Here is a 23,203-nt window from a genome sequence, read left to right as displayed (position 1 = left end):
GTGCGCGGCCGGTCCGTCGGCTGAGGAGGCCGCGTTCATGGCGGCGGCGGGGAGGACCCGCGCAGCGCGGGGTCATCGAGGGCGGTCCTGCAGGCCCATCGTGAGGTTGCGCGCGACCATCGGGGGGCCGCCCGCCTGCGGGTCGCCGTAGGGCGGCATCTGGCCCTGCTGCTGGGGGTGCGGCTGGTGCTGGGGCACCTGGTCGCGGGACTGCTGCGCGGGCTCCGCCCAGACGGCCGTGCCGTACGCGCAGACCTCGACGCCGCCGCCGACCGCGGCGGTGTCGAAACGCATGCCGACCACCGTGTTCGCGCCCTTGTGGCGCGCCTCCTCGCGCAGCCGGTCCACCGCCTCGCGGCGGGCCGCGGCGAGGCCGGACGACGGCTGCTCCCCCGTCACCCGGAAGGTGGCGCTGCTCCCGTCGTGCCCGGGCTGCGGCGCACCGCTCTGGCCGGCCTGGACGGCCGTCCCGAGGACCTCCCCGAGCACGCTCCTGATCTCGTACCCCGCCACGCCATCAGTCGTCACGATCAGCATGACCACAACGGTAGATGACGTGCCGGACGAATTGCGACGCAATGCCGACACAAGGCGCAGTCCCGCCGAAGCCGGACTCGCCGCGGCCGCGTCCGCCGGCATGCGACCGCCCTCCCGGCGGCGCGGCCGGGAGGGCGGTCGCCATGCGGCGTGCTCGCCTCTCAGGCCGGTCCCGTCAGGGGCCGGCGTTCACTCGAGGTACTCCTTGAGCATCTGGGCGCGTGACGGGTGGCGCAGCTTCGCCAGGGTCTTCGACTCGATCTGGCGGATCCGTTCCCTCGTCACGCCGAACTCCCTGCCGACCTCCTCCAGAGTGCGCGGATGGCCATCGGTCAGGCCGAAGCGCAGCTGGATGATGCGCTGCTCCCGTTCCGACAGCGTGCCCAGGATGTCCTCCAGCTGATCCTGCAGAAGGATGAACGCCGCGGCCTCGATCGGCACGACGGCGTCCGCGTCCTCGATGAAGTCGCCGAGATCGGAGTCTTCCTCGCCGATCGGCGACTGCAGCGAGACCGGTTCCTGCGCGATCCGCTGGATCTCGATGACCCGGACGGGCGACAGGCCCATCTCCAGTCCGATCTCCTCGGGGGTGGGTTCACGGCCGAAGTCCTGGTGCATCTGCCGCTGCACCCGGACCAGCTTGTTGATCGTCTCGACCATGTGCACCGGGATCCTGATGGTCCTGGCCTGGTCGGCGATCGCCCGGGTGATCGCCTGCCGGATCCACCAGGTGGCATAGGTCGAGAACTTGAACCCCTTGGTGTAGTCGAATTTCTCGACCGCACGGATCAGTCCGAGATTTCCCTCCTGAATCAGGTCGAGGAAGAGCATTCCCCGGCCCACGTAGCGTTTCGCGATCGAGACCACCAGGCGCAGGTTGGCCTCGATCAGGCGTTGCTTCGCCCGCGCACCCTCGCGGGAGAGCAGTTCGAGGTCGAGGAGTTCGCCGCGGGCGAGGACGGCGGTACGCGCCATCTTCTCCTCGGCGAACAGTCCCGCCTCGATCGATTTCGCGAGTTCTACTTCATCTTCTGCCGTGAGTAGCGGTACGCGACCGATCTCTCTCAGGTAGATCCGAACCAGGTCGCTCGTCGGCGCCCGCTTGCCGAGGTCACCCTCATCCGCTCGCGTGACGTCCTCGGTCTCCTGCTGAGACTCGAGAACCTCCACCCCCTGCTCTGCGAGCATCCGGACGACCCTTTCCAGGGAGTCGTCCGGCAAGTCCGAGCGATCGAGCGCGGCAGCGACGTCCTCGACGGTCACACCGCCGCGTTCTCTGCCACGTGCGACGAGGTCCGCCACCTGATCAACCGATGGCGCCTCGCTTGGCAGCACCGAAGGGCCCACGGGGACAGTCTGCGTCAAACCGGGCCTAGATCACAGGACCCATTTTGCGGTCTCTTGACTTACTGTGATCCAAGCCCTCGCTCCCGCAACACCCGTCTCTGCTGCTCAAGTGCGACAAGATCGCCGAAGAGCCGGTGGTACTCCTCGGGGGCCTCGACCGGATTCAGCCGCCCGAGTTTAGATTTGGCATCGGCGATCATGCGTGTGAGCTGGCGTTCCTGTATTCGGGCGAGCAGTTCGATGGCATAACGGTCATCCGATTCCTGGGCGGACCGGGTCGGCTCCACACCGAGTTTCGTGATCAGGTCTCTGACCTGGTCGTTCGGTGCCAGCTCCAGAAGGCCGGCGACCCATTCGGCGACACCGCCCGCGGCCATCACGCCGCCCGCCGCCTCGATGACCGCGCGCACCGCGGCGTGCGGCGGCGCGATGAACGCCTCGGCCGGGACCTCGTCGAACACCGGCCCGAGCACCGCCGGGCGCTGGACTGCCAGTTTCAGCAGTTCCCGCTCCCGCTGCACCTCGGGATCGTTCGGGTCGAACGCGGGCCGGTCGGGGACCGCCACGCCGTCCTGTCCGTTCTCGGCGCGCCCGTCGCCGGCGCGCCCGTCGCCGGCGCGGCCGTTTCCCGCGCGGCCGTTGCCGCCCTGGGAGCGGCCGTGCTTGCGGGCCGCCAGCTCGCGGACGCGGCGCAGCACGAACTGCTCGTCCATGATGCCGAGCCAGCGGTCCAGGTTGACCGCGTACATGTGCCGGCGCGACCGGTCCTTGATGGCGGCGACCACCGGGGCCGCGGCGTCCAGCGCGCTCAGCCGCCCCTCCACGGTGTCGAGGTCGTGCTGCTCGATCGCGCTGCGCACCGCGAACTCGAACAGCGGCAGCCGGGAGGCGACCAGGTCGCGCACCGCCGCGTCGCCGTGCCGGATCCGCAGGTCGCACGGGTCGAGCCCGTCCGGCTGGATGGCCACGAACGTCTGCGAGACGAACTTCTGCTCGTCGTCGAACGCGCGCAGCGCCGCCTTGCGCCCGGCCGCGTCGCCGTCGAAGGTGAAGATCACCTCGCCGCGGAACTCGTCCTGGTCCATCAGCAGCCGGCGCAGCACCTTGATGTGCTCGTCGCCGAACGCCGTCCCGGAGGTCGCGATCGCCGTCGGGACGCCCGCCAGGTGGCAGGCCATCACGTCGGTGTAGCCCTCGACCACCACGGCCTGCCGCCGCCGCGCGATCTCCTTCTTCGCCAGGTCGGCCCCGTACAGCACCGAGCCCTTGTGGAAGAGCGGCGATTCGGGGGTGTTCAGGTACTTGGGGCCGTCGTCGTCCTCGTAGAGCCTGCGGGCGCCGAACCCGATCACGTCGCCGCTCAGGTCGCGGATCGGCCACATCAGCCGGCCGCGGAACCGGTCCATCGGGCCGCGCCGCCCCTCTTTGGCGAGCCCGCCGGCGATGATGTCGCGGTCGGCGAAGCCGCGTCCGCGCAGATGCCTGACCAGGCCCTCCCATTCGCGGGGCGCGAACCCCACGCCGAAATGGGCGGCGTCGGCGGCCTCGAAGCCGCGCTCGGACAGGAACTTGCGGCCGATCGACCCTTCGGGGGAGTTCAGCTGCTCGGCGTAGAACTCGGCGGCGGCCTTGTGCGCCTCGATCAGCCGTCCGCGCTGCCCGCCGTCCTGCCGGGGGCCGCGCCCGCCGCCGTCCTCGTAGCGCAGCTGGACGCCGGCCTGCGCGGCGAGCCGCTCCACCGCCTCGGAGAACGGCAGGTGCTCCATCTCCTGGACGAACTTGATGACGTCGCCGCCCGCCTCGCAGCCGAAGCAGAAGTACAGCCCGCGCGACGGCGTCACGTTGAACGACGGCGACTTCTCGTCGTGGAACGGGCACAGGCCTTTGAGGTTGCCGCCGCCCGCGCTGCGAAGCTGCAGGTAATCGCCGATCACGTCGGCGATGGACGAGCGCTCCCGCACGAGTGCGATGTCCTCATTGCGAATACGGCCTGCCACGACGAAGGAGTCTACGGCGGTACCCGGACATCCGGCGCCCCGCACCCGAACCGGCCTGGGTCAGGGTCCACCGGCCCGGACGCCGCGGAGCCGGGATCCTCCTGCGGTGACCGAAATTCCGCGTCCCATGGCCGGACTCGGCCGGATCGGCGGTCGGTAACACCGGTTTTACTCTGGACAACCCGAGCCATCACGCGATGTGATGACAAATCGAGATTTTGCTCACACCCAGGCGGACCGGATGACGGATGTTGTGCTCGACGGCGTCGACAAGGTGTATCCGGGCGGGCAGATCGCCGTCCGGAATGTCCGTTTGCGCATTAACGAGGGCGAGCTGTTCGTCCTGCTCGGGCCGTCCGGGTGCGGCAAGTCCACGATCCTGCGCATGATCGCCGGGCTGGAGGAGATCACCGGCGGCGACCTGTGGCTCAACGGATCGGTCGCCAACGAGCTGCCGCCGCGCGAGCGGAACGTGGCGATGGTCTTCCAGGAGGGCGCGCTCTACCCGCACCGCACGGTCAAGGGCAACATGATGTTCCCCCTGGAGGTGTCGGGCGACGACCGCGCCGAGGCCAGCGCCAAGGTCGTCGAGCTGGCGCGCGCACTCGGCATCAACACCATGATCGACCGGCTGCCGCGGACGCTGTCGGGCGGCCAGCGGCAGCGGGCCGCGATCGGGCGGGCACTGATCCGCGAGCCGTCGCTGTTCCTGATGGACGAGCCGCTGTCCAGCCTGGACGCGGGGCTGCGCACCGAACTGCGCGTCGAGATCGCCGCGCTGGTGCGCTCCACCGGCACCACCACCGTCTACGTCACGCACGACCAGGTCGAGGCCATGACGATGGCCGACCGGATGGCCGTGCTGCGGGACGGCGTGCTGGAGGACGTCGGGAACCCCGAGCAGATCTACGAGGACCCCGCGACGGTGTTCGTGGCCGCGTTCCTCAGCTCACCGCCGATCAACCTCCTGCACGCCACCCTGTGGGCCGTCGAAGGCGAGGGACTGCTGCTCGACTTCGGGCCGCAGCGGCTGAGCGTCCCGTGGAACGATCCCCGGGCGTCGTCGCTGATCAGCCACCACGGCCAGACCGTGATCGTGGGGATCCGCCCGGACACGCTGATGCCGATCGCGCCGGGCGCGCCGGCTCCGCACGGGACCGTCCTGTCCGGCCAGGTCCGCGCGCTGGAGTTCCACGGGCACGAGTGGCTCGCCTACGCCGAGGCGGGCATCCCCACCATCGACGCGACCGAGGTGGGACGGCCGCGGCCGCCCCAGACCGTCGAGCCCGAGCGTCCCGGCCTGCGCGACCGGCTGCGGTCGATGCTCGGCCGGCCGACCTACGAGGAGCCGGTCGAGGAGCACGCCGGCCACCACCGCCGCTCCGACCTGGTGTTCCGCATCTCGCCCGGCAACCGCCCGGACCGCGGCGACCACGTCGCGCTGAGGGTCGACCTGAGCCGCGTCCTGTTCTTCGGCGAGGACGGGCACCGCGCCACGCCCGTCCACCGGTAGACCGGCGGCCCCGCGGCGGCCCCGCCCCTCAACCATCGACGAACCGGCGCAGCCTGCGGAGCCCTTCGCCGATCTCGGGCGGCGTGACGGCGCCGTAGCCGAAGACCAGGCCCCGGACCGGCGGCCCGGTCACGGCGAACTCCGACAGCGCGGGCAGTCCCGCCGGGTCGCCCGCGGACGCGGGGTCGCCGAGCGCCGACGGCCGCAGCGCCCCCGCCGTGATCCGCCGCCACGACTCGTACGGGAACAGCCGCACGTCGGGCAGCCCCGCGCGGAGCCGTCCGTCCAGGATCGCGGCGCGCAGCTGCCGGTAGATCTGCCCGGCGAGATCCCGGCGTCCCATCAGGCTCACATGAAGATCCACGGTTCGTCCCCCCGCCGCCTCGCCAGAATCGGCTCAGTCATTCTCCCCGATTTTGGACCTTCACTTGGTCCTCTCGGCTTCCTAGCGTGGGCGGCATGGACCTGCTGACCGAACTTCTCACCACCGACCTCCGTCCCCTGGACCGGAGGGCGGCCGATCTCTACCTCGGCACCGTCGCGCAGGTGAAGCCGGACGCGCTGACCCTGCCCACGCCTTGCCCGGACTGGACGCTGCACGGCCTCCTGCGCCACCAGGTCAGCCAGGACGAGGGTTTCGCCGCCGCGGCCCGGGGCGACGGCGCCCGGCTCTCCGCCTGGCGTGGCGGCGATCTGGGCGACGATCCCCATGCCGCCTCCCGCGCCTCCGCCGACCTGGTGGCGCGGGCCTTCGCCGAAACGCCGCTCGACGCCGCACTCGCCCTCCCCGAGATCCGCGACGGCGGCGCCTTCCCGGCCTCCCTGGCGATCGGTTTCCACCTGGTCGACCTGGTCGTCCACGCGTGGGACGTCGCGGTCACCATCGGTGTCCCGTGGGAGCCCGCCGAGGATCTGGTCAGCGCGTCCCTCAAGGTCGCCGCCCTCGTCCCCGAGGACGGCCGGGGCCCCGGCGAGTCGTTCGGCGCGAAGCCGCGGCAGGCCGCGGGCGCGGCCCCCGAGGACCGGCTGCTGACGCTCCTGGGCCGTTCCCCGTCCTGGCCCTGAACCGTCAGGCGGAAAGCTCCCGGCAGACCTCACCGCTGTAGAGGCGGATCTTCCACTGGATGTGCTCCTGCTGCTCGCGCAGCCTGGTGATCTGCTCGTCCACCCGGCGGTCGTGGTCCTGCAGCAGCTCCAGCCGCTCCTGCACCGTCCCGTCGCCGCCGCGGGCCAGCTCGGTGTACCGGAGCATCTCGGCGATCGGCATGCCGGTCTCGCGCAGGCACCGCAGCATCCCGAGCCACTGCAGGTCGTCGTCGCTGAACACGCGCCGTCCCGACGCGTTCCGCGCGATGTCGGGAAGCAGCCCGATCTTCTCGTAGTACCGCAGCGTGTCGATGCTGAAGCCGCTCTTCTCGGCGGTCTCGGCGGGAGAGTAGGCGCTCACGCCCCCAAGGATTTCACCTGGAGCGCACTCCAGGTCAATGCCCGCCGCCGGGGCGCCGCGGTTGACCTGGAGCGCGCTCCAGGTCGCACAGTGGGAACACCGCGGGGTGGACCCGCTCACACGGAACGAGAAGGATTTGCCATGCGCGTTGGACTCCAGGTTCCCAGCTTCACCTTCCCCGGCGGACCGGAGCAGATCGGCCCGGTCTACGGCCGTATCGCCCGGGAGGCCGACCAGGCGGGGCTGCACTCGCTGTGGGTGATGGACCACTTCTTCCAGATCGGCATGGTGGGCGCACCAGAGGAACCGATGCTGGAGAGCTACTCCGCGCTCGCCTACGCCGCCGCGCTGACCGAGCGGATCACGCTCGGGACGATGGTCACCGGCGTGACGTACCGGCATCCCGGCATCCTGCTCAAGACCGTGACCACGCTGGACGTGCTGTCGGGCGGACGCGCCTGGCTGGGCATCGGCGCGGCCTGGTACGAGGAGGAGTCGCGGGGGCTCGGCGTCGCGTTCCCGCCGACGGCGGAGCGGTTCGAGCGGCTGGAGGAGACGCTGCGGATCGCCCACCGGATGTGGAGGGGCGACGAGTCGGCGTTCGAGGGTGAGCACTTCAAGCTGGAGCGGCCGCTGAACTCGCCGCCCGCGCTGAGGCGGCCGCGTCCGCCGATCCTGATCGGCGGGGGCGGGGAGCAGAAGACGCTGCGGTTCGTCGCCAGGTACGCCGACGCGTGCAACCTCTTCGACGGCGCCGAGCTGCCGCACAAGCTGGACGTGCTGCGCGGGCACTGCGAGCGCGAGGGACGCGACTACGCCGAGATCGAGAAGACCTCGCTGGGCTACTTCGGCGGCACGCCGTCGGTGGACGAGGCCGTGGACACCATCGGGCGTCTCGCGGAGAGCGGCGTCGACCACGCGATCTTCTCCCAGGGCACCGGCCAGGACCTGGCGGGCGTCCTCGGCGAGGCCCTGGCGCAGACCGAGAAGATCGTCCCCGCCGGACGCTGAGCACGGGACGTCCCGGCGGGACGTGACACGGCGGGGCCGCGGTCAGCGCGGCGAGGGAAGCTTGTCCGGGTTGAGGACGCGGCGGTACGCGGTGACGCGGCCGTCCGCGACGTCCAGGGTGTCGACGGCGACCAGCCCGCCGCGGCCGTGCACCAGCAGCTCGGTCCGCCCGTTGACCTCCGCGGGGACGAGCCGCATCCCGCCGCGGGCGCCCACCCGCAGCAGCGTGCCGGCCACCCGGCCGGCCCCAATGATGATCTTGCGGGCGGCGAAGACCCGGCCCCCGCCGTCGGTGGTGTAGGTCGCGTCCGGGTCCAGCAGTTCCAGCAGGGCGGCCTCGTCCCGCCTCTCGTAGGCGGAGCGGAACGCCGCGAGGACCTTCGCCCGCTCCCCCGGCGGGGCGGGACGGCGCGGCGGCGCGGCGGCGATCCTGCGCCGGGCCCGGGACGCGAGCTGCCGGCACGCGGCGGGCGTCCTGCCGAGCACGTCCGCGATCTGCTCGTACGGGACGTCGAACGCCTGCCGCAGGACGAACGCGACCCGTTCGGGCGGCGCCAGCTCCTCCATGACCAGCAGCATCGCGGTGCCGGCCGTCTCGTCCATCAGCACGGGCTCGGCGGCGTCCGGGCCGGTCAGCAGCGGCTCGGGCAGCCACGGGCCGACGTAGTCGACGCGGCGTGCGCGGGCGGAGCCGAGCACGTCGCAGGCGCGGCGCGCGGCGACCGTGATCAGCCAGGCGCGCAGGTCGCGGACGTCGTCCAGGGACGGGCGGGCGGCGGCGCGCAGCCACACGTCCTGGGTGATGTCGTCGGCGTCGGCGACGCTGCCGGTGATGCGGTACGCGGCGCCGAACACGGCGGGACGGTGCGAGGGCCACTCGTCGTCGAGCCGGCTCATCCCCGGCCGTCCATGATCACGGCGGGTCACACCGCCGCCGGGGTGAACACCCACTTCTTGTACGACCAGTAGCGGAACGCGGCGCCGAACGCGACGCCCGCCAGCAGCCCGGCGTTGTAGGCGATCCCGCCGTGGAGCTCGAGGGTGTAGTAGGTGAAGCCGGTGCACAGGACCTGGATGAGCAGCCCGACGCCGTTCAGCGCGAAGAAGATCGCGACCTCGCGGCCGGAGCCGTCGCTGTCGCGGTGGCGGAACACCCAGAACCGGTTGAGCAGGTAGGAGGCCAGTGTGGACACCACGGTCGGCACGACGACGCTCGTGACGGGGCTGCCGCCGAGCATGGCGCGCATCAGGTTGGCGCCGAGGATCATGATCAGCGTGCCGACGACTCCCACGAAGCCGAAGCTGAGCAGCTCACTCAGGAATGTTCGGTACGCCTGGGCGGACCCGACCGTTTTGACCGGTCTTGACCGCTGCATGGTGCTCACTCGCCCAGACCTTACCTGAGTAGGACATATGCGAATGTCGCAACCCCGCCAAAAGATCAACACCCGGCGCCTCGGTGCTCGGCCGGGACGGCGGCGGTGGAGGTCGCAGGGGCCAGCAGGACGATCAGGCCGACCAGCGCGACCGGGACGGCCAGCGCCCACGCGAGCCCCACGCCCTGCGCGGCGAACCCGATGACGGGCGGGCCGCCGAGCAGCCCGAGGTAGCCGACCCCGGTGACCCGGGAGATCCCGGCCGCGGCGGGAACGCCCGGGATGTTGCCGGCGGCGCTGAACGTGACGGGCGCGACGACGGCGACGCCGAGGCCGAACAGCGTGAAGCCGAGCACGGCCGCCACCGGGTGCCCGGCGGCGAGCCCGAACCCGAGCCCCACCGCGGCGAGCAGCGACCCCGCCCGCAGCACCGGGACGGGACCGAACCGCGCGACGACCCGGTCGCCGGCGAGCCGGCCGACGGTCATCGCCACCGCGCATCCGGCGTAGCCGAGGCCGGCGAAGCCGGGGCCGGTGCCGAGGTCCTCCCGCAGGTGGATCGCGCTCCAGTCGGCCATGGCGCCCTCCCCGACGAACGAGCACAGCCCGATGACCCCGAGCATGACCAGCAGCCAGCGGGACGACGATCCGGCGGAGGGGGCGGCGGGGGCGCGCCCGCCCGGCTCGGCCTCCTCCGGAAGGTCGGGGAGGGCGTCCGCGGAGCGGTCCAGCAGGTCACGGCAGCCGATCGCCAGCAGTGCCGTCAGCACCACCGCCGCGGCCGCCAGATGCAGCGGGACGGGAACACCGGCGTACGCCGCGCCGGAGCCGACCAGCGCGGCCAGGAGCGCCCCGATGCTGTACGAGCCGTGCAGGCCCGACATCAGCGGCCGCCCGTAGCCGCGCTCGACCGCCACCCCCTGGGCGTTCATCGCCACGTCCATCAGGCCCAGCGAGCCGCCGAGCAGAAGCAGGGCGAGGATCAGCGCGCCGAGGTTCCAGGCGAGCCCCAGCGGGATCAGCGACACCGCGCCCGCGATCCCGGCGGCGATCGTCGTCGCCCGGCTGCCCCACCGCGCGACGATCCGTCCCGCGAAGCGCACCGCGGCCACGACGCCGATGGGCGCGCCCAGCAGGGCGACGCCCATCGATCCCTCGCTCAGCCCGAGGTGCTCCTTGATCTGCGGGATGCGGACGACCCAGGCGGCGGCGAGCAGGCCGTGCGCGGCGAACGCGACCGTGACGGCGACCCGTGCCCGGCCCAGCGCCGCGATCTTGGTGACCACGCACCAGACTGTACGTGGCCCACGCGCGCGGCCTTCCCCGCCCGGGGCGGCCGATCACGCCGCGCAGCGGGCTCAGGCCAGCTCGGCGAGCGGCACGTCCGGGTCGGCCAGGCGCGCGGCGTCCACCGTGCTCCCGGAGCGGATCAGCGCCTGGACGTCCCCGGTGACGTCCCACACGTTGACGTTCATCCCGGCGACGACCCGGCCGCCCGACAGCCAGAACGCGATGAACTCCCGGGACGCGACGTCCCCGCGGTACACGACCTCGTCGTACTCCCCCGGCGACCCGGTGCCCGACATCTCCATGCCGAGGTCGTACTGGTCGCTGAAGAAGTACGGGATGCGGTCGTAGACGACGTCCCGCCCGAGCATGGCGCGGGCCGCGGCGGGCCCGGCGTTCAGCGCGTTCGCCCAGTGCTCCACCCGGACGCGGCGGCCGAGCAGCGGGTTGTAGGCGTTGGCGACGTCCCCGGCCGCGAAGACGTCGGGGTCCGACGTGCGCAGCGACTGGTCGACGAGGATCCCGTCGGAGACGTCCAGCCCCGCCTCCTCGGCGAGCCGGGTGTTGGGCCGCACCCCGATGCCGACGATCACGACGTCCGCGGGGATCTCGGCGCCGCCGGAGGTGACGACCGCCGACACCTGCCCGGCGCCCCAGAACCCGGCGACGCCCTGGTCGAGCCGCAGGTCGACGCCGTGCTCGCGGTGCAGGTCGCCGAACATCCCGCCGAGTTCGGGCCCCATGGCGGCGTGCAGCGGCGTGGGCTCCGGGTCGATGATCGCCACGTCGTTGCCGTGGGAGCGGGCGGCGGCGGCCGTCTCCAGCCCGATCCAGCCCGCCCCGGCCACCACGACCCGGCGGCCGCCGTGCGCGAGGGCCTGTTTCAGCGCCGCCGAGTCCGCCATCGTCCGCAGGTAGTGGATGCCCTGCAGCTTGGACCCGGGCACGTCCAGCCGCCTCGGGGACGCGCCGGTCGCCAGCAGCAGCCTGGAGTACCCGATCGGCTCCTTCGTGGACAGGCGCACCTGGTGCGCCTCGCGGTCGACGGCGGCGACGGAGACGCCGAGCCGCAGCTCCACATCGTGCTTGTCGTACCAGTCCGCCTCGTGGACGTGGGCCTTCTCGCGCGGCTCCTTGTCCAGGAGGAACCCCTTGGACAGCGGCGGCCGCTCGTACGGCCGCTCGATCTCGTCCCCGATCAGCAGCAGTCTGCCCGCGAAGCCCTCCTGGCGGAGCGTCTCCGCCGCCTTGGCACCCGCCAAGCTGGCACCGACGATGACGAACGTCTCCTCGGGCATGACAACCTCCTGTAGTCGACCTGTAGCTATCCCTACAGCGGCGTCTGTAACGAGACAAGGGTCATCGTCGAGCGCGTGGAGGCGTGTTCCGCCCGTGGACCGGTCCGCGGACCCGGCCGGCGGCGATCAGACGCCGCCCTCCAGGAGGCGGTGCCGCGCCATCGCGGACACGTCGGTCAGCGAGGCGACCTGGTCGATGACGGCGCGGAGCCGGCCCGCGTCGTCGTCCGCGTCCTCGAACGCGGCGCGGAAGCCGGGTTCGAGGGTGCCGGGCGCGCCGGCGAGCATCATCTCGGCCAGCTCGGTGACCAGAGTCCGCTGCCGGGCCCGGATCTCCTCGTGGCTGATCCACACGTAGTGCGCGGTGATCCCCTTGAGCAGGGCGTTCTCCAGCCGCTGCGCGCGCGGGACGATCAGCTCCGCCGCGTACCGGGTCAGCGGGCGGTCCCCGTAGGCGTCCCGGGTGGCGGTCTCGGCGGCCACGCAGAACCGCCCGATCAGGGTGCTGGTGAGGTTCTTCAGGGCGGCCAGGCTCCGCGGCGTGCCGTCGTAGCGGTCGGGCCAGTACGGCTCGGCGAGCAGCGCGGCGAAGCGCTCCTCCAGCTCGGGCAGGTCGGCGTCGGGGCAGTACAGCTTGATCGCGGTCGCGGCGACGAGGCGGCGCTCGGCGGGATCGGCGAGCCGCGCGAAGTCGATGTGCCCGGCGACCAGCGCGTCCTCCAGGTCGTGGACGGAGTAGGCGACGTCGTCGCTCCAGTCCATGACCTGCGCCTCGAAGCACGTCCGGCCCGGTTCGACGTCCTCGCGGACCCAGCGCGCGACATCCGTGTCGTCGTCGTACACGCCGAACTTCCCGTTGACCGCCTCCGCCTGCGGCCACGGGTACTTCATCGCGGCGTCCAGCGCGGCACGGGTCAGGTTGAGGCCGACGCTGCGGCCATGCAGCGGCGGCCCGTCCGCCGCGAACGACTTCGGTTCCAGGCGGGTCAGGATGCGCAGGCTCTGCGCGTTGCCCTCGAAGCCGCCGCAGGCGCGCGCGACGATGTCGAGCGCGGACTCGCCGTTGTGCCCGAACGGCGGATGCCCGATGTCGTGCGACAGGCACGCCGCCTCCACCAGGTCGGGGTCGCAGCCGAGGGACTTGCCCAGCTCACGGCCCACCTGGGCGCATTCGAGCGAGTGGGTCAGCCGGGTGCGCAGGCTCTGCACGGTGTCGGCGCCGGCGTCGGCGCCCGGCGAGGCGACCTGCGTCTTGGCGGCCAGCCGCCGCAGGGCCGCGCTGTGCAGGACGCGGGCCCGGTCGCGTTCGAACGCCGTCCGGTCGCGCCGCTTGGCGGGCTCGGGCGCCCAGCGTTTCCTGTCGCGAGCGGAGTAGCGGCCGGAGCCGCCGTGAATGGGGTTGATCGTCATGTCCCTACCCAGGGTATGCGGGCATGATGACGTTCCGTTGACCTTTGGGCGGGCCGGGGGTGTCAGCGGCTCGGCGAAGGATCGGACGACGGCGCGGGCGGCGTCCCGGAGGGGTCGATGTGGATGCGCTTGACGGTCTCGCTCGGCGGCTGGACGCTCTTGCCCAGCAGGACGTACGACAGGTACGCCCCGGTCTCCCGGATGATGTAGTGGAGCTGGGTCTCGCGGGTCTGCACGCTGGGGCCGCTGCGGGTCGGCGAGGCGGCCGCCTCGATGCCGTTGTCCCCGGCCATCTTCTTCGACCGCAGCCCGTGCCACGGATCGGTGACGATCACGGCGGACGACCAGTGGTGCCGGTCGAACTCCTTGCCGACGGCCCGCATGCTCTCCAGCGTGTCCCGCCCGACGGGCACCGCGAAGACCTTGCCGGCGGGCACCCCGCCCTTCTGGATCAGCCAGGTGCGCCCGGCGCCGGCCTCGGTGTAGTTGTCGCCCGGGGCCTTGCCGCCGACGGTGACGATGGCGGGCGCGACACCGTCGCGGTACAGGTTCAGGGCGTGCTGGAGCCGCCACTTCAGCGTCGGGGACGGCACCCCGTTGTACTGCGCGGCGCCGAGAACGATGATCGCGTCGGAGCGGGGCCGCTCGTCCTGGCGGGCCTGGTGCCAGATCCGCGTCCCGACGGTGAGGGGCGCCAGCACGGCGACGGCGAGCAGCCCGAGGACGACGCTCACCGGGATCGTGAACCAGAGCGGCCTCCTGCGCTTCCCGCGCGGCCGCTCCTCGGGCTCGTCCGGCCCGTCGTCCTCGGTCTGGGACTCCGGCAGTTCATCTTCCAACGTCATCGGTTCGACCACGTTAGTTAGATGGCTCGCCGGGGGTGCGAGGTTCACGATACGGCGTGTCCGCCGTCGCGGCTCCGTCCCGGCGGCCGGTCCCGCGCGCACGGCGCGTGCGGAAACCGGCCTCGGGGGACGGCGTCAGCGGCTGTCGCTGCCGCCGGACGACGCGTCCGCCGCCTCGATCGCGGCGCGGCCGGCCTCCAGCCGGGCGACGGGAATGCGGAACGGCGAGCAGGACACGTAGTCGAGGCCGACCTCGTGGCAGAAGTGCACCGAGTCGGGGTCGCCGCCGTGCTCGCCGCAGATGCCGAGCTTGATGCCGGGCCGCGCCTTGCGGCCCTCCTCGGCGGCGATGCGGACGAGCCGCCCCACCCCGTCGCGGTCGATGGTCTCGAACGGCGACACCCCGAAGATCCCGAGTTCCAGGTAGCGGCCGAAGAACGCCGCCTCGACGTCGTCGCGGGAGAAGCCCCACGTCGTCTGGGTGAGGTCGTTGGTCCCGAAGGAGAAGAACTCGGCGGCCTCGGCGATCTGCCCGGCGGTCAGCGCGGCCCTCGGCAGCTCGATCATGGTGCCGATCAGCGCCGGGACGTCGACCCCGGTGGCCTCCCTGACGCCGTCCAGGATGGCGCGGGCCTCGTCGCGGACGGCCTCCAGCTCCTGCACGGCCCCGACGAGCGGAATCATGATCTCGGGACGCGGGTCGCCCCCGGCGCGCCGCCGCGCCGCCGCCGCCTCGGCGATCGCGCGGACCTGCATGCCGAACAGTCCCGGAATCACCAAACCGAGCCGCACGCCGCGCAGGCCCAGCATAGGGTTCTGCTCGTGCAGTCGGTTGACTGCTTCGAGCAGTCTCCGGTCCTTGGCGTCCGCGTCGTCGCCCGCAAGAGCGACCCTGACCGACAGCTCGGTGAGGTCGGGGAGGAATTCGTGCAGCGGCGGGTCGATCAGCCGGATCGTTACCGGCAGTCCGTCCATGGCCTCGAAGATGCCCTCGAAGTCGCTCCGCTGCAGCGGCTCCAGGGCGTCCAGCGCGGCCTGCCGCTCCGCGTCGTCCTCGGCGAGGACGAGCTCCTCGATGAGCTGCCGCCGGTCGCCGAGGAACATGTGCTCGGTGCGGCACAGCCCGATGCCGGCGGCGCCGAACCGGCGGGCCCGCGCGGAGTCCCCGGGGTTGTCGGAGTTCGCGCGGACCTTCAGCGCGGCCCGCTCGTCGGCGTGCCGCATGACGCGGTCCACGGCCTTGACGAGGTCGCCGCCCTCCTCGACGGACAGCTCGCCCTCGAAGTACTGGACGACGGGCGAGTCCTCGACGGGTACCTCACCGAGGTAGACGTCCCCGGACGTCCCGTCGATCGAGATGACGTCGCCCTCGGCGACCGTCACGCCGCCGGGGGCCGTGAAGTGCCCGTTCTTGACGTCGACGTCCAGTTCCTCCGCGCCGCAGACGCATGTCTTGCCCATGCCGCGGGCGACGACGGCGGCGTGCGAGGTCTTGCCGCCGCGCGACGTCAGGACGCCCTTGGCCGCGACCATGCCGGCGAGGTCGTCGGGGTTGGTCTCGCGGCGGACGAGGATCACGTCCTCGCCCCGCCCGGCGAGCTCGACGGCCCGCTCGGAGTTGAACACCGCCTTGCCGACCGCCGCGCCCGGCGAGGCGTTCATGCCCTTGGTCAGCTTCCGGACGCCCTCGACCCTGCTGGCGAAGCGGGGGAACATGAGCTGGGCGAGCTGGTCGCCGGTGACGCGGCGGGCGGCCTCGTCCACGTCGATGAGCCCCTGGTCGAGGAGCTGGCAGGCGATGCGGAACGCCGCGCCGGCGGTCCGCTTGCCGACCCGGGTCTGCAGCATCCACAGCTTCCCGCGCTCGATCGTGAACTCGATGTCGCACATGTCGCGGTAGTGGTTCTCCAGCGTCTCCATGATCTCGAGAAGCCGGTCGTAGGACGCCTTGTCGATCTGCTCCAGGTCCTTCAGCGGCACGGTGTTGCGGATGCCGGCGACGACGTCCTCGCCCTGGGCGTTCTGCAGGTAGTCGCCGTAGACGCCCTGCTGCCCGGACGCGGGGTCGCGGGTGAAGGCGACGCCCGTCCCCGAGTCCATGCCCATGTTGCCGAACACCATCGAGCAGATGTTGACGGCGGTGCCGAGGTCGACGGGGATGCGCTCCTGGCGGCGGTACAGGATCGCGCGGGGCGCGTTCCAGGAGTTGAACACCGCCTCGACGGCCAGGTCCATCTGCTCGCGCGGGTCGGTCGGGAAGTCCCGCCCCGCCTGTTCCCGTACGATCCCCTTGAAGCGGCCGACCAGCTCTTCGAAGTCCTCGGCCGTGAGGTCCACGTCGTCGTCGCTGCCGCGGGCCCGCTTGACGTCCTCGACGGCCTCCTCGAACAGGTCGCCGTCGATGTCCAGGACGGTCTTGCCGAACATCTGGATCAGCCGGCGGTAGGAGTCCCAGGCGAACCGCTCGTCGCCCGCCTGCGCGGCGAGGCCGTGCACCGACTCGTCGTTCAACCCGACGTTGAGGACGGTCTCCATCATGCCCGGCATGCTGAACTTGGCGCCGGAACGCACGCTGACCAGGAGCGGGGCGTCGCTCTGGCCGAGCTTCTTGCCCATCTCGGACTCAAGGGCGGCCAGGTGGGCGTTCACCTCGTCCGCCAGCCCCTCGGGCAGGTTCCCGTGCTCGAGGTAGTGACGGCAGGCCTCCGCGGTGATCGTGAACCCGGGAGGGACGGGCAGTCCGAGGTTGGTCATCTCGGCCAGGTTGGCGCCCTTGCCGCCCAGCAGATCCTTGAGGTCCTTGTTTCCCTCAGTGAAGTCGTACACGAACTTCGGCACGGGGAGCTCCTTTTCGCTCCGGTTCCACCCAGTGGCAGTTCCGGCCCCGCCGCGGCGGGGCGCGGCATCGCGTTCCCGCAGGCGGCGGCGGGTCCGCTGCCCTGTTTGCCGGGACTGTACCCGCGCAGTCCGGCCTTGCTCGGCGCCCGGTGGGGTGAGGGGCGTTCTCCCAGCTCAACGGCCAGATAGTGGTCTATTCCACTGGGGAGACCGGGAACACACCGAGGCCCGGACACCCGTCCGGAAACGGTTCGCCGCGCGGGACGACAACGAACGATCAAGGAGGTGAAGCGCCGCGCGCCCGGTAGCGTTGGTGCGCCATTCCAGGACCTGGTTCCAGACCTCGCGCACGCACCCGAACATGCTGTTCACCGTGCGCCATCATGATCGATGAAGACTTCGGGAAGGAGAGGTTCATGCACGCTGTGCGCTCGGGGCCGTCCCGGTCCGACCGGGACGGCGCCGAAGGGGCGGTCCCTCCCCGGTCCACAGGCCGGGGCGTCCTCCGGAGGTGCGGGTGAGGCCGAGGGTCGCCGGCGGCCGGGCGGGAGATCCGTTCGCCCCCATCGCCGATTTCGGGTTCCTGTCCGACTGCGAGACGACCGCCCTGGTCGCGCCGAGCGGCAACATCGAGTGGATGTGCCTGCCCAAGATGGACTCGCCCAGCGTGTTCGGGTCGATCCTGGACCGCGACGCCGGGTACTTCCGGGTCGGCCCGGCGGGCGTCGAGGTGCCCGCCGCGCAGCGGTACATCCCGGGCACCATGGTGATGGAGACCACGTGGTGGGTGCACGGGGGCTGGCTGGTGGTGACGGACGCGCTGCTGATGGGGCCGTGGCACCACGAGACGGAACGGTCCCACACGCACCGCAGGGCCCCGACGGACTACGACGCCGACCACGTCCTGCTGCGGATGGTGCGGTGCGTGAACGGCCAGGTCCAGGTCCGGCTCGACTGCATGCCGGTGTTCGACTACGGCCAGACGCCCGCCCGCTGGGAGCACACCGGCGCCGGGTACCACGAGGCCGTCGCGCGCGGGAACGGCGTCGGGCTGCGGCTGAGCACCGACATGAACGTCGGGTTCGAGGGGTCGCTCGCCACGTCCCGGACGCTGCTGAAGCAGGGCGAGTCCCGGTTCGTCGCGCTGTCGTGGAGCGAGCACGCGGCGCCCGCGTCCTTCGAGGAGTCGCGTGAGCGGCTCGTCTGGACGGTCCACCACTGGCAGCACTGGCTGGACCGGGGCCGCTTCCCCGACCACCCGTGGCGCAGCCACCTGCAGCGCAGCGCCCTCACCCTCAAGGGCCTGACGTTCGCGCCGTCCGGCGCGGTGGCCGCCGCGGCGACGACGTCGCTGCCGGAGACTCCGGGCGGCGACCGGAACTGGGACTACCGCTACACCTGGATACGCGACTCCACGATGGCGCTGTGGGCGTTCTACACGCTCGGCTACGACTGGGAGGCCAACGACTTCTTCTACTTCATCACCGACGTCGCCGAGGCCGCCGAGGGCAAGCTGCAGATCATGTACGGGCTGGACGGCCGGGAGGAACTGCCGGAGTCCACACTGGACCACCTCACCGGCTACGACAACGCGCGTCCCGTCCGCATCGGCAACGAGGCGTACATGCAGGCGCAGCACGACGTGTGGGGCGCGATCATCGCCTCGATCTACCTGTTCGTGCGCAAACGCGACCGGCTCGACGACCGGCTCTGGAAGATCATCATCAAGCAGGTGGAGGACGCCCTCGCCAACTGGCGGACCCCCGACTGCGGCATGTGGGAGGTGCGCGGCGAGCCGCAGCACTTCACCTCCTCGAAGATCTTCTGCTGGGTCGCGGCCGACCGCGGCGCCCGCCTGGCCCGCGTCCGCGGCGACCAGGACCGGGCCCGGCGCTGGCAGGCCGCCGCCGACGAGATCCACGCCGACGTGATGGCGAACGCGCTGGACGAGCGCGGCGTCTTCACCGCCCACTACGGCGCGTCGGCGCTGGACGCCTCGGCGCTGCTGATCCCGCTGCTCGGCTTCCTGCCCGCCGACGACAAGCGCGTCCGCGAGACCGTCCTCGCCATCGCCGACGAGCTGTCGGAGGACGACCTCGTCCTGCGCTACCGCGCCACGGAGACCGACGACGGGTTCGAGTCGGAGGAGGGCACCTTCACGATCTGCTCGTTCTGGCTGGTCAGCACGCTGGTGATGATCGGGGAGCTGGACCGGGCGCGGGCCCTGTGCGAGAAGCTGCTGTCCTACGCCAGCCCGCTGCAGCTGTACTCGGAGGAGATCGACCCGCACACCGGGCGGCATCTCGGCAACTTCCCGCAGGCGTTCACCCACCTCGCGCTGATCAACGCGGTCATGCAGGTGATCAGGGCGGAGAACGACGAACCGCAGCCGCCCCTGGCCTGACCCCCGCCGTGGCCGGGCCGCGGCCCCGGCCACGGCGTCCCATGAAGAGGTCGCCCCGCCGCACTGACCCGCGGGGGGCCCCCGGTGCTCGACGCCCCGGGGGCCCGCCGCCCGGGCTAGACGACGGCGCCCGAGCTGTCGGACGTGCGGTGGACGGCCTGCTTGGGCTTGTCCTTGGGCTGCGGCGGCGGGGACTTCGCGAACCGCTCCAGGACGATCGCCGCCGGCGTCGCGGTGAACACGCTGGAGTAGGTCCCGACGACGATGCCGATCAGCAGCGCGACGGCGAAGTCCGTCAGCGAGTCGCCGCCGAGGAAGGCCAGCGCCCCCAGGATGAACAGCGCGCCCATACCGGTGTTGATCGTCCGCGGGACGGTCTGCAGGGTGCCCCGGTTCGCGATGTCGGCGAAACGCCCCTTGCGGTTGGCGCCCCACAGTTCCCGGATGCGGTCGAACACGACGACCGAGTCGTTCACCGAGTATCCGATGACCGTGAGCAGCGCGGCGAGGAAGACGCCGTCGATCGGTTTGCCGAGCCACGCGAAGACGCCGGTGACGACCATGATGTCGTGGAACATCGCGACCACCGCCCCGGCCGCGAACGTCCAGCGGAACCTGATCGTCAGGTAGGCGAGCTGCGCGAGCAGGGCGACACCCAGGGCGATCAGCGCGTTCTTCCGCAGTTCGTCGCCGAGGCTCGGCCCGATCAGCTCGTCGCGTTCCTTGGTGGCCCCGCCGCCCTTCTCGGCCAGGGCCTCCTGGATGTTCTTCACGTCCTGGTTGCTGAGGTCGGAGGTCCGGACGGAGATGTCGTCCTCCCCCGAGGTCTGCACGATGGCCCGCGGGAATCCGGCGTCGGAGACGGCCGAGCGAGCCTCGTTGATGTCGACGGGACGGTTCGTGGAGTACTCGACGATGCGTCCGCCGGTGAACTCCACTCCGAAGTTGAGGCCCTGGGTGAAGATCCCGGTCGCGGCGGCCACGATGGCGAGCCCGGAGATGCCGAGCCAGAGCCGCCGGCGCTTCATCAGGTCGGGGCCGCGCTCCTCCAGCCACCGCCGAATGCGCCCGGCACCGCTGAGACCGCCCGCCCTGCCCTTGGTGAGCTTGGGGAACCGCGCGGCGGCGGCGTCGGTGAGGACGCGGCTCACCAGCATCGCGGAGATGAGGGAGCCGATCACACCGATGGTGAGGGTGACACCGAAGCCCTTCACCGGCCCGGAGGCAAGGAAGAACAGCAGCGCACCGGCGAGCAGCGTGGTGACGGCGGTGTCGGCGATCGCCGACCACGCCTTGTTGAACCCGGTGGCCAGCGCCGTCCGCGCCCGGCGCCCCGGATGCTCCGCCACCTCCTCTCTCGCGCGTTCGAAGGCGAGCACGTTGGCGTCGATCGCCATGCCGATGGCCAGGACGAACCCGGCGAGGCCGGGCAAGGTGAGCGTCGCCCCGATCGCGACGAGGGCGCCGTAGGAGATCAGTGCGTACCCGGCCAGCGCGACGGTCGCGAGGAGCCCGACGAGGCGGTAGACCGCGATGATGAACAGCCCGGTCAGGATGATGCCGATGACCGCGGCCTTGGCGCTGGCGTCGATCGCCTCGTCGCCCAGCGTCGGGCCGACCACCCGCTGCTCGATGATCTTCACGGGCACCGGGAGCGCGCCGCCCTCGATGAGGGCCGCGAGGTCCTTGGCCTCCTCGGGGCTGAAGTCCCCGGTGATCTGGGTCGATCCGCCGGTGATCCCGACGCCGCAGGGCACGCTCTGGGTGACCTGCGGGGAGGAGATCACCTTGCCGTCCAGGACGATCGCGACCCGCCGGTCGTCGCCGGTCGCGCAGGCGGCCTTGGCGGTCAGCTTCTCCCAGATGGCGCCGCCGTTGCCCTTGAAGTCGACGTTGACGGCCCAGCCGCCGAGGTTCTGCGGGTCGTAGGAGGCGCTGGCCTCGCCGATGCCCTCGCCGGTGAGCGCGGCGGGCCCGATGAGGATCTGCTGGCCGCTCTCGTCCGGGATGAGCCGCTGGCCCTTCTCCTTGTCGGGCTTTCCGGTGTTGGCGAGCACCGGGTGCGCGGTGAGCTGCGCGGTCTTGCCGATCGCCTCGGTCGCCCGGGCCGGGTCCTGGACGTCGGGCAGTTCGACGATGATCCGCCGGTCACCGGACCGGGTGATCGACGACTCGGCGACGCCGAGGGCGTCGATGCGGCGGCGCAGTACCTCCAGGGCGCGGTCGGTGGACTCCCGGTCGGCCTTCACCGTCGGCGAGTCCTGCGTCTCGAGAACGATCTGGGTGCCGCCGCGCAGGTCGAGGCCGAGGCGGGCGTCTTGGGTAAAGGCGAAGTAGAAGGATGTGGCGAGCACGGCTAGTGCCAGTACCGCCCGCACCAGGTTGGCGCGGTTCAAAGGGAGACCTCCACACGGGGATTCGGCGCCGCACTGCCGTGTGCGGTACCGCGGACGAAAGACTCAGATCCGTGTGGGCGGCGGCGGGGCGCGGCCGCGCGGTACGCCTTTCAGCACGACACCGGGCGTGGTGAGCGTGGCGGCGGGGAGCCGAACGACGCGCGCGGACGGCGGCCGGACGTCGACGCCGGGCGCGGGGAGCGTGGCGGGGGCGGGATGGGCGTCCGGTGCGGCCGCCGCGATGACCTGCCTGGCCGCCACGGTGGTGACGGCCTGCGCGTGGCCGCCCGGCCGCGGCTTGGTGGACGTCCGGCTCCGGGTGGAGGTGTGCTCGGCCACCCAGGTCCGGACACCGGTGATCGCCCCGGTCGTGGACGTGCCGCCCTGCGTCCCCGACCCGGCGGGCCCGGCCATGAAACCGAGGAACCCGAGCGCGACGACGAGCAGCCGGGCGAGGGAGAGGGCCGGACGCTGCAGTTCGCGCATTCCGCTCCCTTCCTCGGTTCCGTGATCGTCGTTCCGCCCGCGATGCCGGGGCGGCGGCGGGTGGTCCAGTCAAACTAACGCAGGTTCAGATTACGGGAGTCCGGTTCGCGCTTCGTCGGCGAAACACGGAGGGGGTGCTCCGTCAAGGTGACCCGGCGTGACAATGCCGTTGCCCGGCCCGTCCCAGGGCGCGTACCAGCAGACACCGGCGCGTGTCCCAATCTGGCCAGGCCGCAATCGGCCTGCAGCCATTGTCGGGGGACGAAAAGCGAATTACTTTCGCGTACGCCCACCCCGAACCGGACAGAGGAGTATCCGGTGGCACGTATTAGACAGACCGCAATCATCGGGACCGCCGCCCTGGCCGTCCTCGCCGCGAGCGCCGTCCCCGCGGCGGCCGCGACCACGACCATCCGCGCGGGCTCGGCCAGCGCGGCCGCCTACGACGGCGCCGTCCAGGCGTCACTGCTCGGCACCGCGACCGTCTCCACCTCGATCGGCGACGGCTCCTGCGAGGAGTCGGAGATGACCGGGTCCATCAACTCCGACGGCACGAACCTGACCATCGACGCCGCGTCCTTCACCGGCGCCGGCGGCGGCCCCTGCTCCGGCACCACCGACTCCACCATCACCGCGCTGGATGTGCCGTGGACGGGCGGCAGCGTCGAATACGACGCCAACCACACCGACGGCCGCGACGCCACCGTCACCATCGCGAACTTCAAGGTCCGCGCCGTCGTGGACCTGTTCGGCGGCATCACCTGCGAGTTCGGCGGCACCCTCACCGCCGACGGCTACAACGGCGACAACCCCTCACGGCCCGACACGGGCAACGGTGAGGCACAGGTCGGCGTGCAGGACGCCCAGGTCAGCAAGACCGGCGGAAGCTTCTTCTGCCCGGGCACCGCCACGGTCACCGCCAACTACGAGCTGCTCGGCGAGAGCTCCGCCGGGTCCGGCACGTTCGACCAGTCCCTCTACGTGACGGACTGACGCTCCCGAGAAGAACGC

Annotated in this window: 19 protein-coding genes; 5 read left to right on the top strand and 14 right to left on the bottom strand. The window is 71.7% G+C overall.

Features of this window, described 5'->3' with window-relative positions:
* Positions 1-72: 72 nt before the first annotated feature.
* The 3 genes from ACTWPP_RS31365 to dnaG all read right to left on the bottom strand — a co-directional run bounded on the left by ACTWPP_RS31365 (position 73) and on the right by dnaG (position 3,881).
* Positions 73-537, bottom strand: coding sequence for a YbjQ family protein (locus ACTWPP_RS31365; protein WP_443107990.1), 465 nt, complete (start codon positions 535-537; stop codon positions 73-75).
* A 189-nt stretch (positions 538-726) separates the two neighbouring features.
* Complete coding sequence (rpoD, locus tag ACTWPP_RS31360; protein ID WP_443108015.1) at positions 727-1,872, bottom strand: RNA polymerase sigma factor RpoD; 1,146 nt, start codon at positions 1,870-1,872, stop codon at positions 727-729.
* 71 nt (positions 1,873-1,943) lie between these two features.
* Entirely contained in the window at positions 1,944-3,881 is a 1,938-nt protein-coding gene (dnaG, locus tag ACTWPP_RS31355) for a DNA primase (protein ID WP_443107989.1), read from the bottom strand.
* A gap of 241 nt (positions 3,882-4,122) precedes the next feature.
* Here dnaG and ACTWPP_RS31350 point away from each other — a divergent pair, with 241 nt between their 5' ends.
* Positions 4,123-5,394 (top strand): ABC transporter ATP-binding protein, encoded by a 1,272-nt coding sequence (locus ACTWPP_RS31350; protein WP_443107988.1) that lies wholly within the window; start codon positions 4,123-4,125, stop codon positions 5,392-5,394.
* Positions 5,395-5,422: 28 nt separating this feature from the next.
* Here ACTWPP_RS31350 and ACTWPP_RS31345 read toward each other — a convergent pair whose 3' ends face one another.
* A complete protein-coding gene (locus ACTWPP_RS31345) occupies positions 5,423-5,758 on the bottom strand; it encodes a hypothetical protein (RefSeq protein WP_443107987.1) in 336 nt (111 codons plus the stop codon).
* Positions 5,759-5,853: 95 nt separating this feature from the next.
* Here ACTWPP_RS31345 and ACTWPP_RS31340 point away from each other — a divergent pair, with 95 nt between their 5' ends.
* Positions 5,854-6,459: a TIGR03086 family metal-binding protein gene (locus tag ACTWPP_RS31340; RefSeq protein ID WP_443107986.1), complete on the top strand. Its 606-nt coding sequence runs from the start codon at positions 5,854-5,856 to the stop codon at positions 6,457-6,459.
* Positions 6,460-6,463: 4 nt separating this feature from the next.
* Here ACTWPP_RS31340 and ACTWPP_RS31335 read toward each other — a convergent pair whose 3' ends face one another.
* Complete coding sequence (locus ACTWPP_RS31335) at positions 6,464-6,841, bottom strand: MerR family transcriptional regulator (RefSeq protein WP_443107984.1); 378 nt, start codon at positions 6,839-6,841, stop codon at positions 6,464-6,466.
* A gap of 141 nt (positions 6,842-6,982) precedes the next feature.
* Here ACTWPP_RS31335 and ACTWPP_RS31330 point away from each other — a divergent pair, with 141 nt between their 5' ends.
* The gene (locus tag ACTWPP_RS31330; protein ID WP_443107983.1) at positions 6,983-7,852 is read left to right on the top strand and encodes an LLM class F420-dependent oxidoreductase; all 870 of its coding nucleotides are present in this window, start codon (positions 6,983-6,985) and stop codon (positions 7,850-7,852) included.
* Positions 7,853-7,894: 42 nt separating this feature from the next.
* Here the strand turns inward: ACTWPP_RS31330 and ACTWPP_RS31325 are convergent, their stop codons facing one another.
* The 7 genes from ACTWPP_RS31325 to ppdK all read right to left on the bottom strand — a co-directional run bounded on the left by ACTWPP_RS31325 (position 7,895) and on the right by ppdK (position 16,906).
* Positions 7,895-8,749 carry a sigma-70 family RNA polymerase sigma factor gene (locus tag ACTWPP_RS31325; protein WP_443107982.1) on the bottom strand — a complete coding sequence of 285 codons (855 nt, stop codon included), beginning with the start codon at positions 8,747-8,749 and terminating at the stop codon, positions 7,895-7,897.
* 26 nt (positions 8,750-8,775) lie between these two features.
* Positions 8,776-9,228, bottom strand: coding sequence for a GtrA family protein (locus tag ACTWPP_RS31320; protein WP_443108014.1), 453 nt, complete (start codon positions 9,226-9,228; stop codon positions 8,776-8,778).
* Positions 9,229-9,293: 65 nt separating this feature from the next.
* Positions 9,294-10,514, bottom strand: coding sequence for an MFS transporter (locus ACTWPP_RS31315; protein ID WP_443107980.1), 1,221 nt, complete (start codon positions 10,512-10,514; stop codon positions 9,294-9,296).
* A gap of 72 nt (positions 10,515-10,586) precedes the next feature.
* Entirely contained in the window at positions 10,587-11,813 is a 1,227-nt protein-coding gene (locus ACTWPP_RS31310; protein WP_443107979.1) for an NAD(P)/FAD-dependent oxidoreductase, read from the bottom strand.
* Positions 11,814-11,939: 126 nt separating this feature from the next.
* Positions 11,940-13,223: a deoxyguanosinetriphosphate triphosphohydrolase gene (locus ACTWPP_RS31305; RefSeq protein WP_443107978.1), complete on the bottom strand. Its 1,284-nt coding sequence runs from the start codon at positions 13,221-13,223 to the stop codon at positions 11,940-11,942.
* A gap of 62 nt (positions 13,224-13,285) precedes the next feature.
* Positions 13,286-14,068: a YdcF family protein gene (locus ACTWPP_RS31300; RefSeq protein WP_443107977.1), complete on the bottom strand. Its 783-nt coding sequence runs from the start codon at positions 14,066-14,068 to the stop codon at positions 13,286-13,288.
* A 135-nt stretch (positions 14,069-14,203) separates the two neighbouring features.
* Complete coding sequence (gene ppdK / locus ACTWPP_RS31295; protein ID WP_443107976.1) at positions 14,204-16,906, bottom strand: pyruvate, phosphate dikinase; 2,703 nt, start codon at positions 16,904-16,906, stop codon at positions 14,204-14,206.
* A gap of 517 nt (positions 16,907-17,423) precedes the next feature.
* On the opposite strand from ppdK, the gene ACTWPP_RS31290 reads away from it, so the two are divergent.
* Complete coding sequence (locus ACTWPP_RS31290; RefSeq protein ID WP_443107975.1) at positions 17,424-19,310, top strand: glycoside hydrolase family 15 protein; 1,887 nt, start codon at positions 17,424-17,426, stop codon at positions 19,308-19,310.
* A 116-nt stretch (positions 19,311-19,426) separates the two neighbouring features.
* On the opposite strand, the gene secD is transcribed toward ACTWPP_RS31290, so the two are convergent.
* Positions 19,427-21,706, bottom strand: a complete 2,280-nt coding sequence (secD, locus tag ACTWPP_RS31285) for a protein translocase subunit SecD (RefSeq protein WP_443107974.1) — start codon at positions 21,704-21,706, stop codon at positions 19,427-19,429.
* Between the two features lie 63 nt (positions 21,707-21,769).
* Complete coding sequence (locus ACTWPP_RS31280) at positions 21,770-22,192, bottom strand: hypothetical protein (protein WP_443107973.1); 423 nt, start codon at positions 22,190-22,192, stop codon at positions 21,770-21,772.
* A gap of 318 nt (positions 22,193-22,510) precedes the next feature.
* On the opposite strand from ACTWPP_RS31280, the gene ACTWPP_RS31275 reads away from it, so the two are divergent.
* On the top strand, positions 22,511-23,185 hold the full coding sequence (locus ACTWPP_RS31275) for a hypothetical protein (protein WP_443107972.1): 675 nt from the start codon (positions 22,511-22,513) through the stop codon (positions 23,183-23,185).
* Positions 23,186-23,203 lie beyond the last annotated feature (18 nt).

The organism is Actinomadura sp. 3N407 (assembly GCF_052245875.1).
In the GTDB taxonomy this organism is placed as follows: domain Bacteria; phylum Actinomycetota; class Actinomycetes; order Streptosporangiales; family Streptosporangiaceae; genus Spirillospora.
The sequence above is the reverse complement of the archived record's forward strand: the minus strand, read 5'-3'. Positions and strand labels throughout refer to the sequence as shown.

What these genes read in the sequence shown, in the direction of transcription:
- ACTWPP_RS31325 (WP_443107982.1), bottom strand. Translation starts at nt 8,749, where the DNA reads ATGAGCCGGCTCGACGACGAGTGGCCCTCGCACCGTCCCGCCGTGTTC.
- ACTWPP_RS31340 (WP_443107986.1), top strand. Translation starts at nt 5,854, where the DNA reads ATGGACCTGCTGACCGAACTTCTCACCACCGACCTCCGTCCCCTGGAC.
- ACTWPP_RS31305 (WP_443107978.1), bottom strand. Translation starts at nt 13,223, where the DNA reads ATGACGATCAACCCCATTCACGGCGGCTCCGGCCGCTACTCCGCTCGC.
- ACTWPP_RS31280 (WP_443107973.1), bottom strand. Translation starts at nt 22,192, where the DNA reads ATGCGCGAACTGCAGCGTCCGGCCCTCTCCCTCGCCCGGCTGCTCGTC.
- ACTWPP_RS31320 (WP_443108014.1), bottom strand. Translation starts at nt 9,228, where the DNA reads ATGCAGCGGTCAAGACCGGTCAAAACGGTCGGGTCCGCCCAGGCGTAC.
- ACTWPP_RS31330 (WP_443107983.1), top strand. Translation starts at nt 6,983, where the DNA reads ATGCGCGTTGGACTCCAGGTTCCCAGCTTCACCTTCCCCGGCGGACCG.
- ACTWPP_RS31350 (WP_443107988.1), top strand. Translation starts at nt 4,123, where the DNA reads ATGACGGATGTTGTGCTCGACGGCGTCGACAAGGTGTATCCGGGCGGG.
- ACTWPP_RS31300 (WP_443107977.1), bottom strand. Translation starts at nt 14,068, where the DNA reads ATGACGTTGGAAGATGAACTGCCGGAGTCCCAGACCGAGGACGACGGG.
- ACTWPP_RS31365 (WP_443107990.1), bottom strand. Translation starts at nt 537, where the DNA reads ATGCTGATCGTGACGACTGATGGCGTGGCGGGGTACGAGATCAGGAGC.
- ACTWPP_RS31310 (WP_443107979.1), bottom strand. Translation starts at nt 11,813, where the DNA reads ATGCCCGAGGAGACGTTCGTCATCGTCGGTGCCAGCTTGGCGGGTGCC.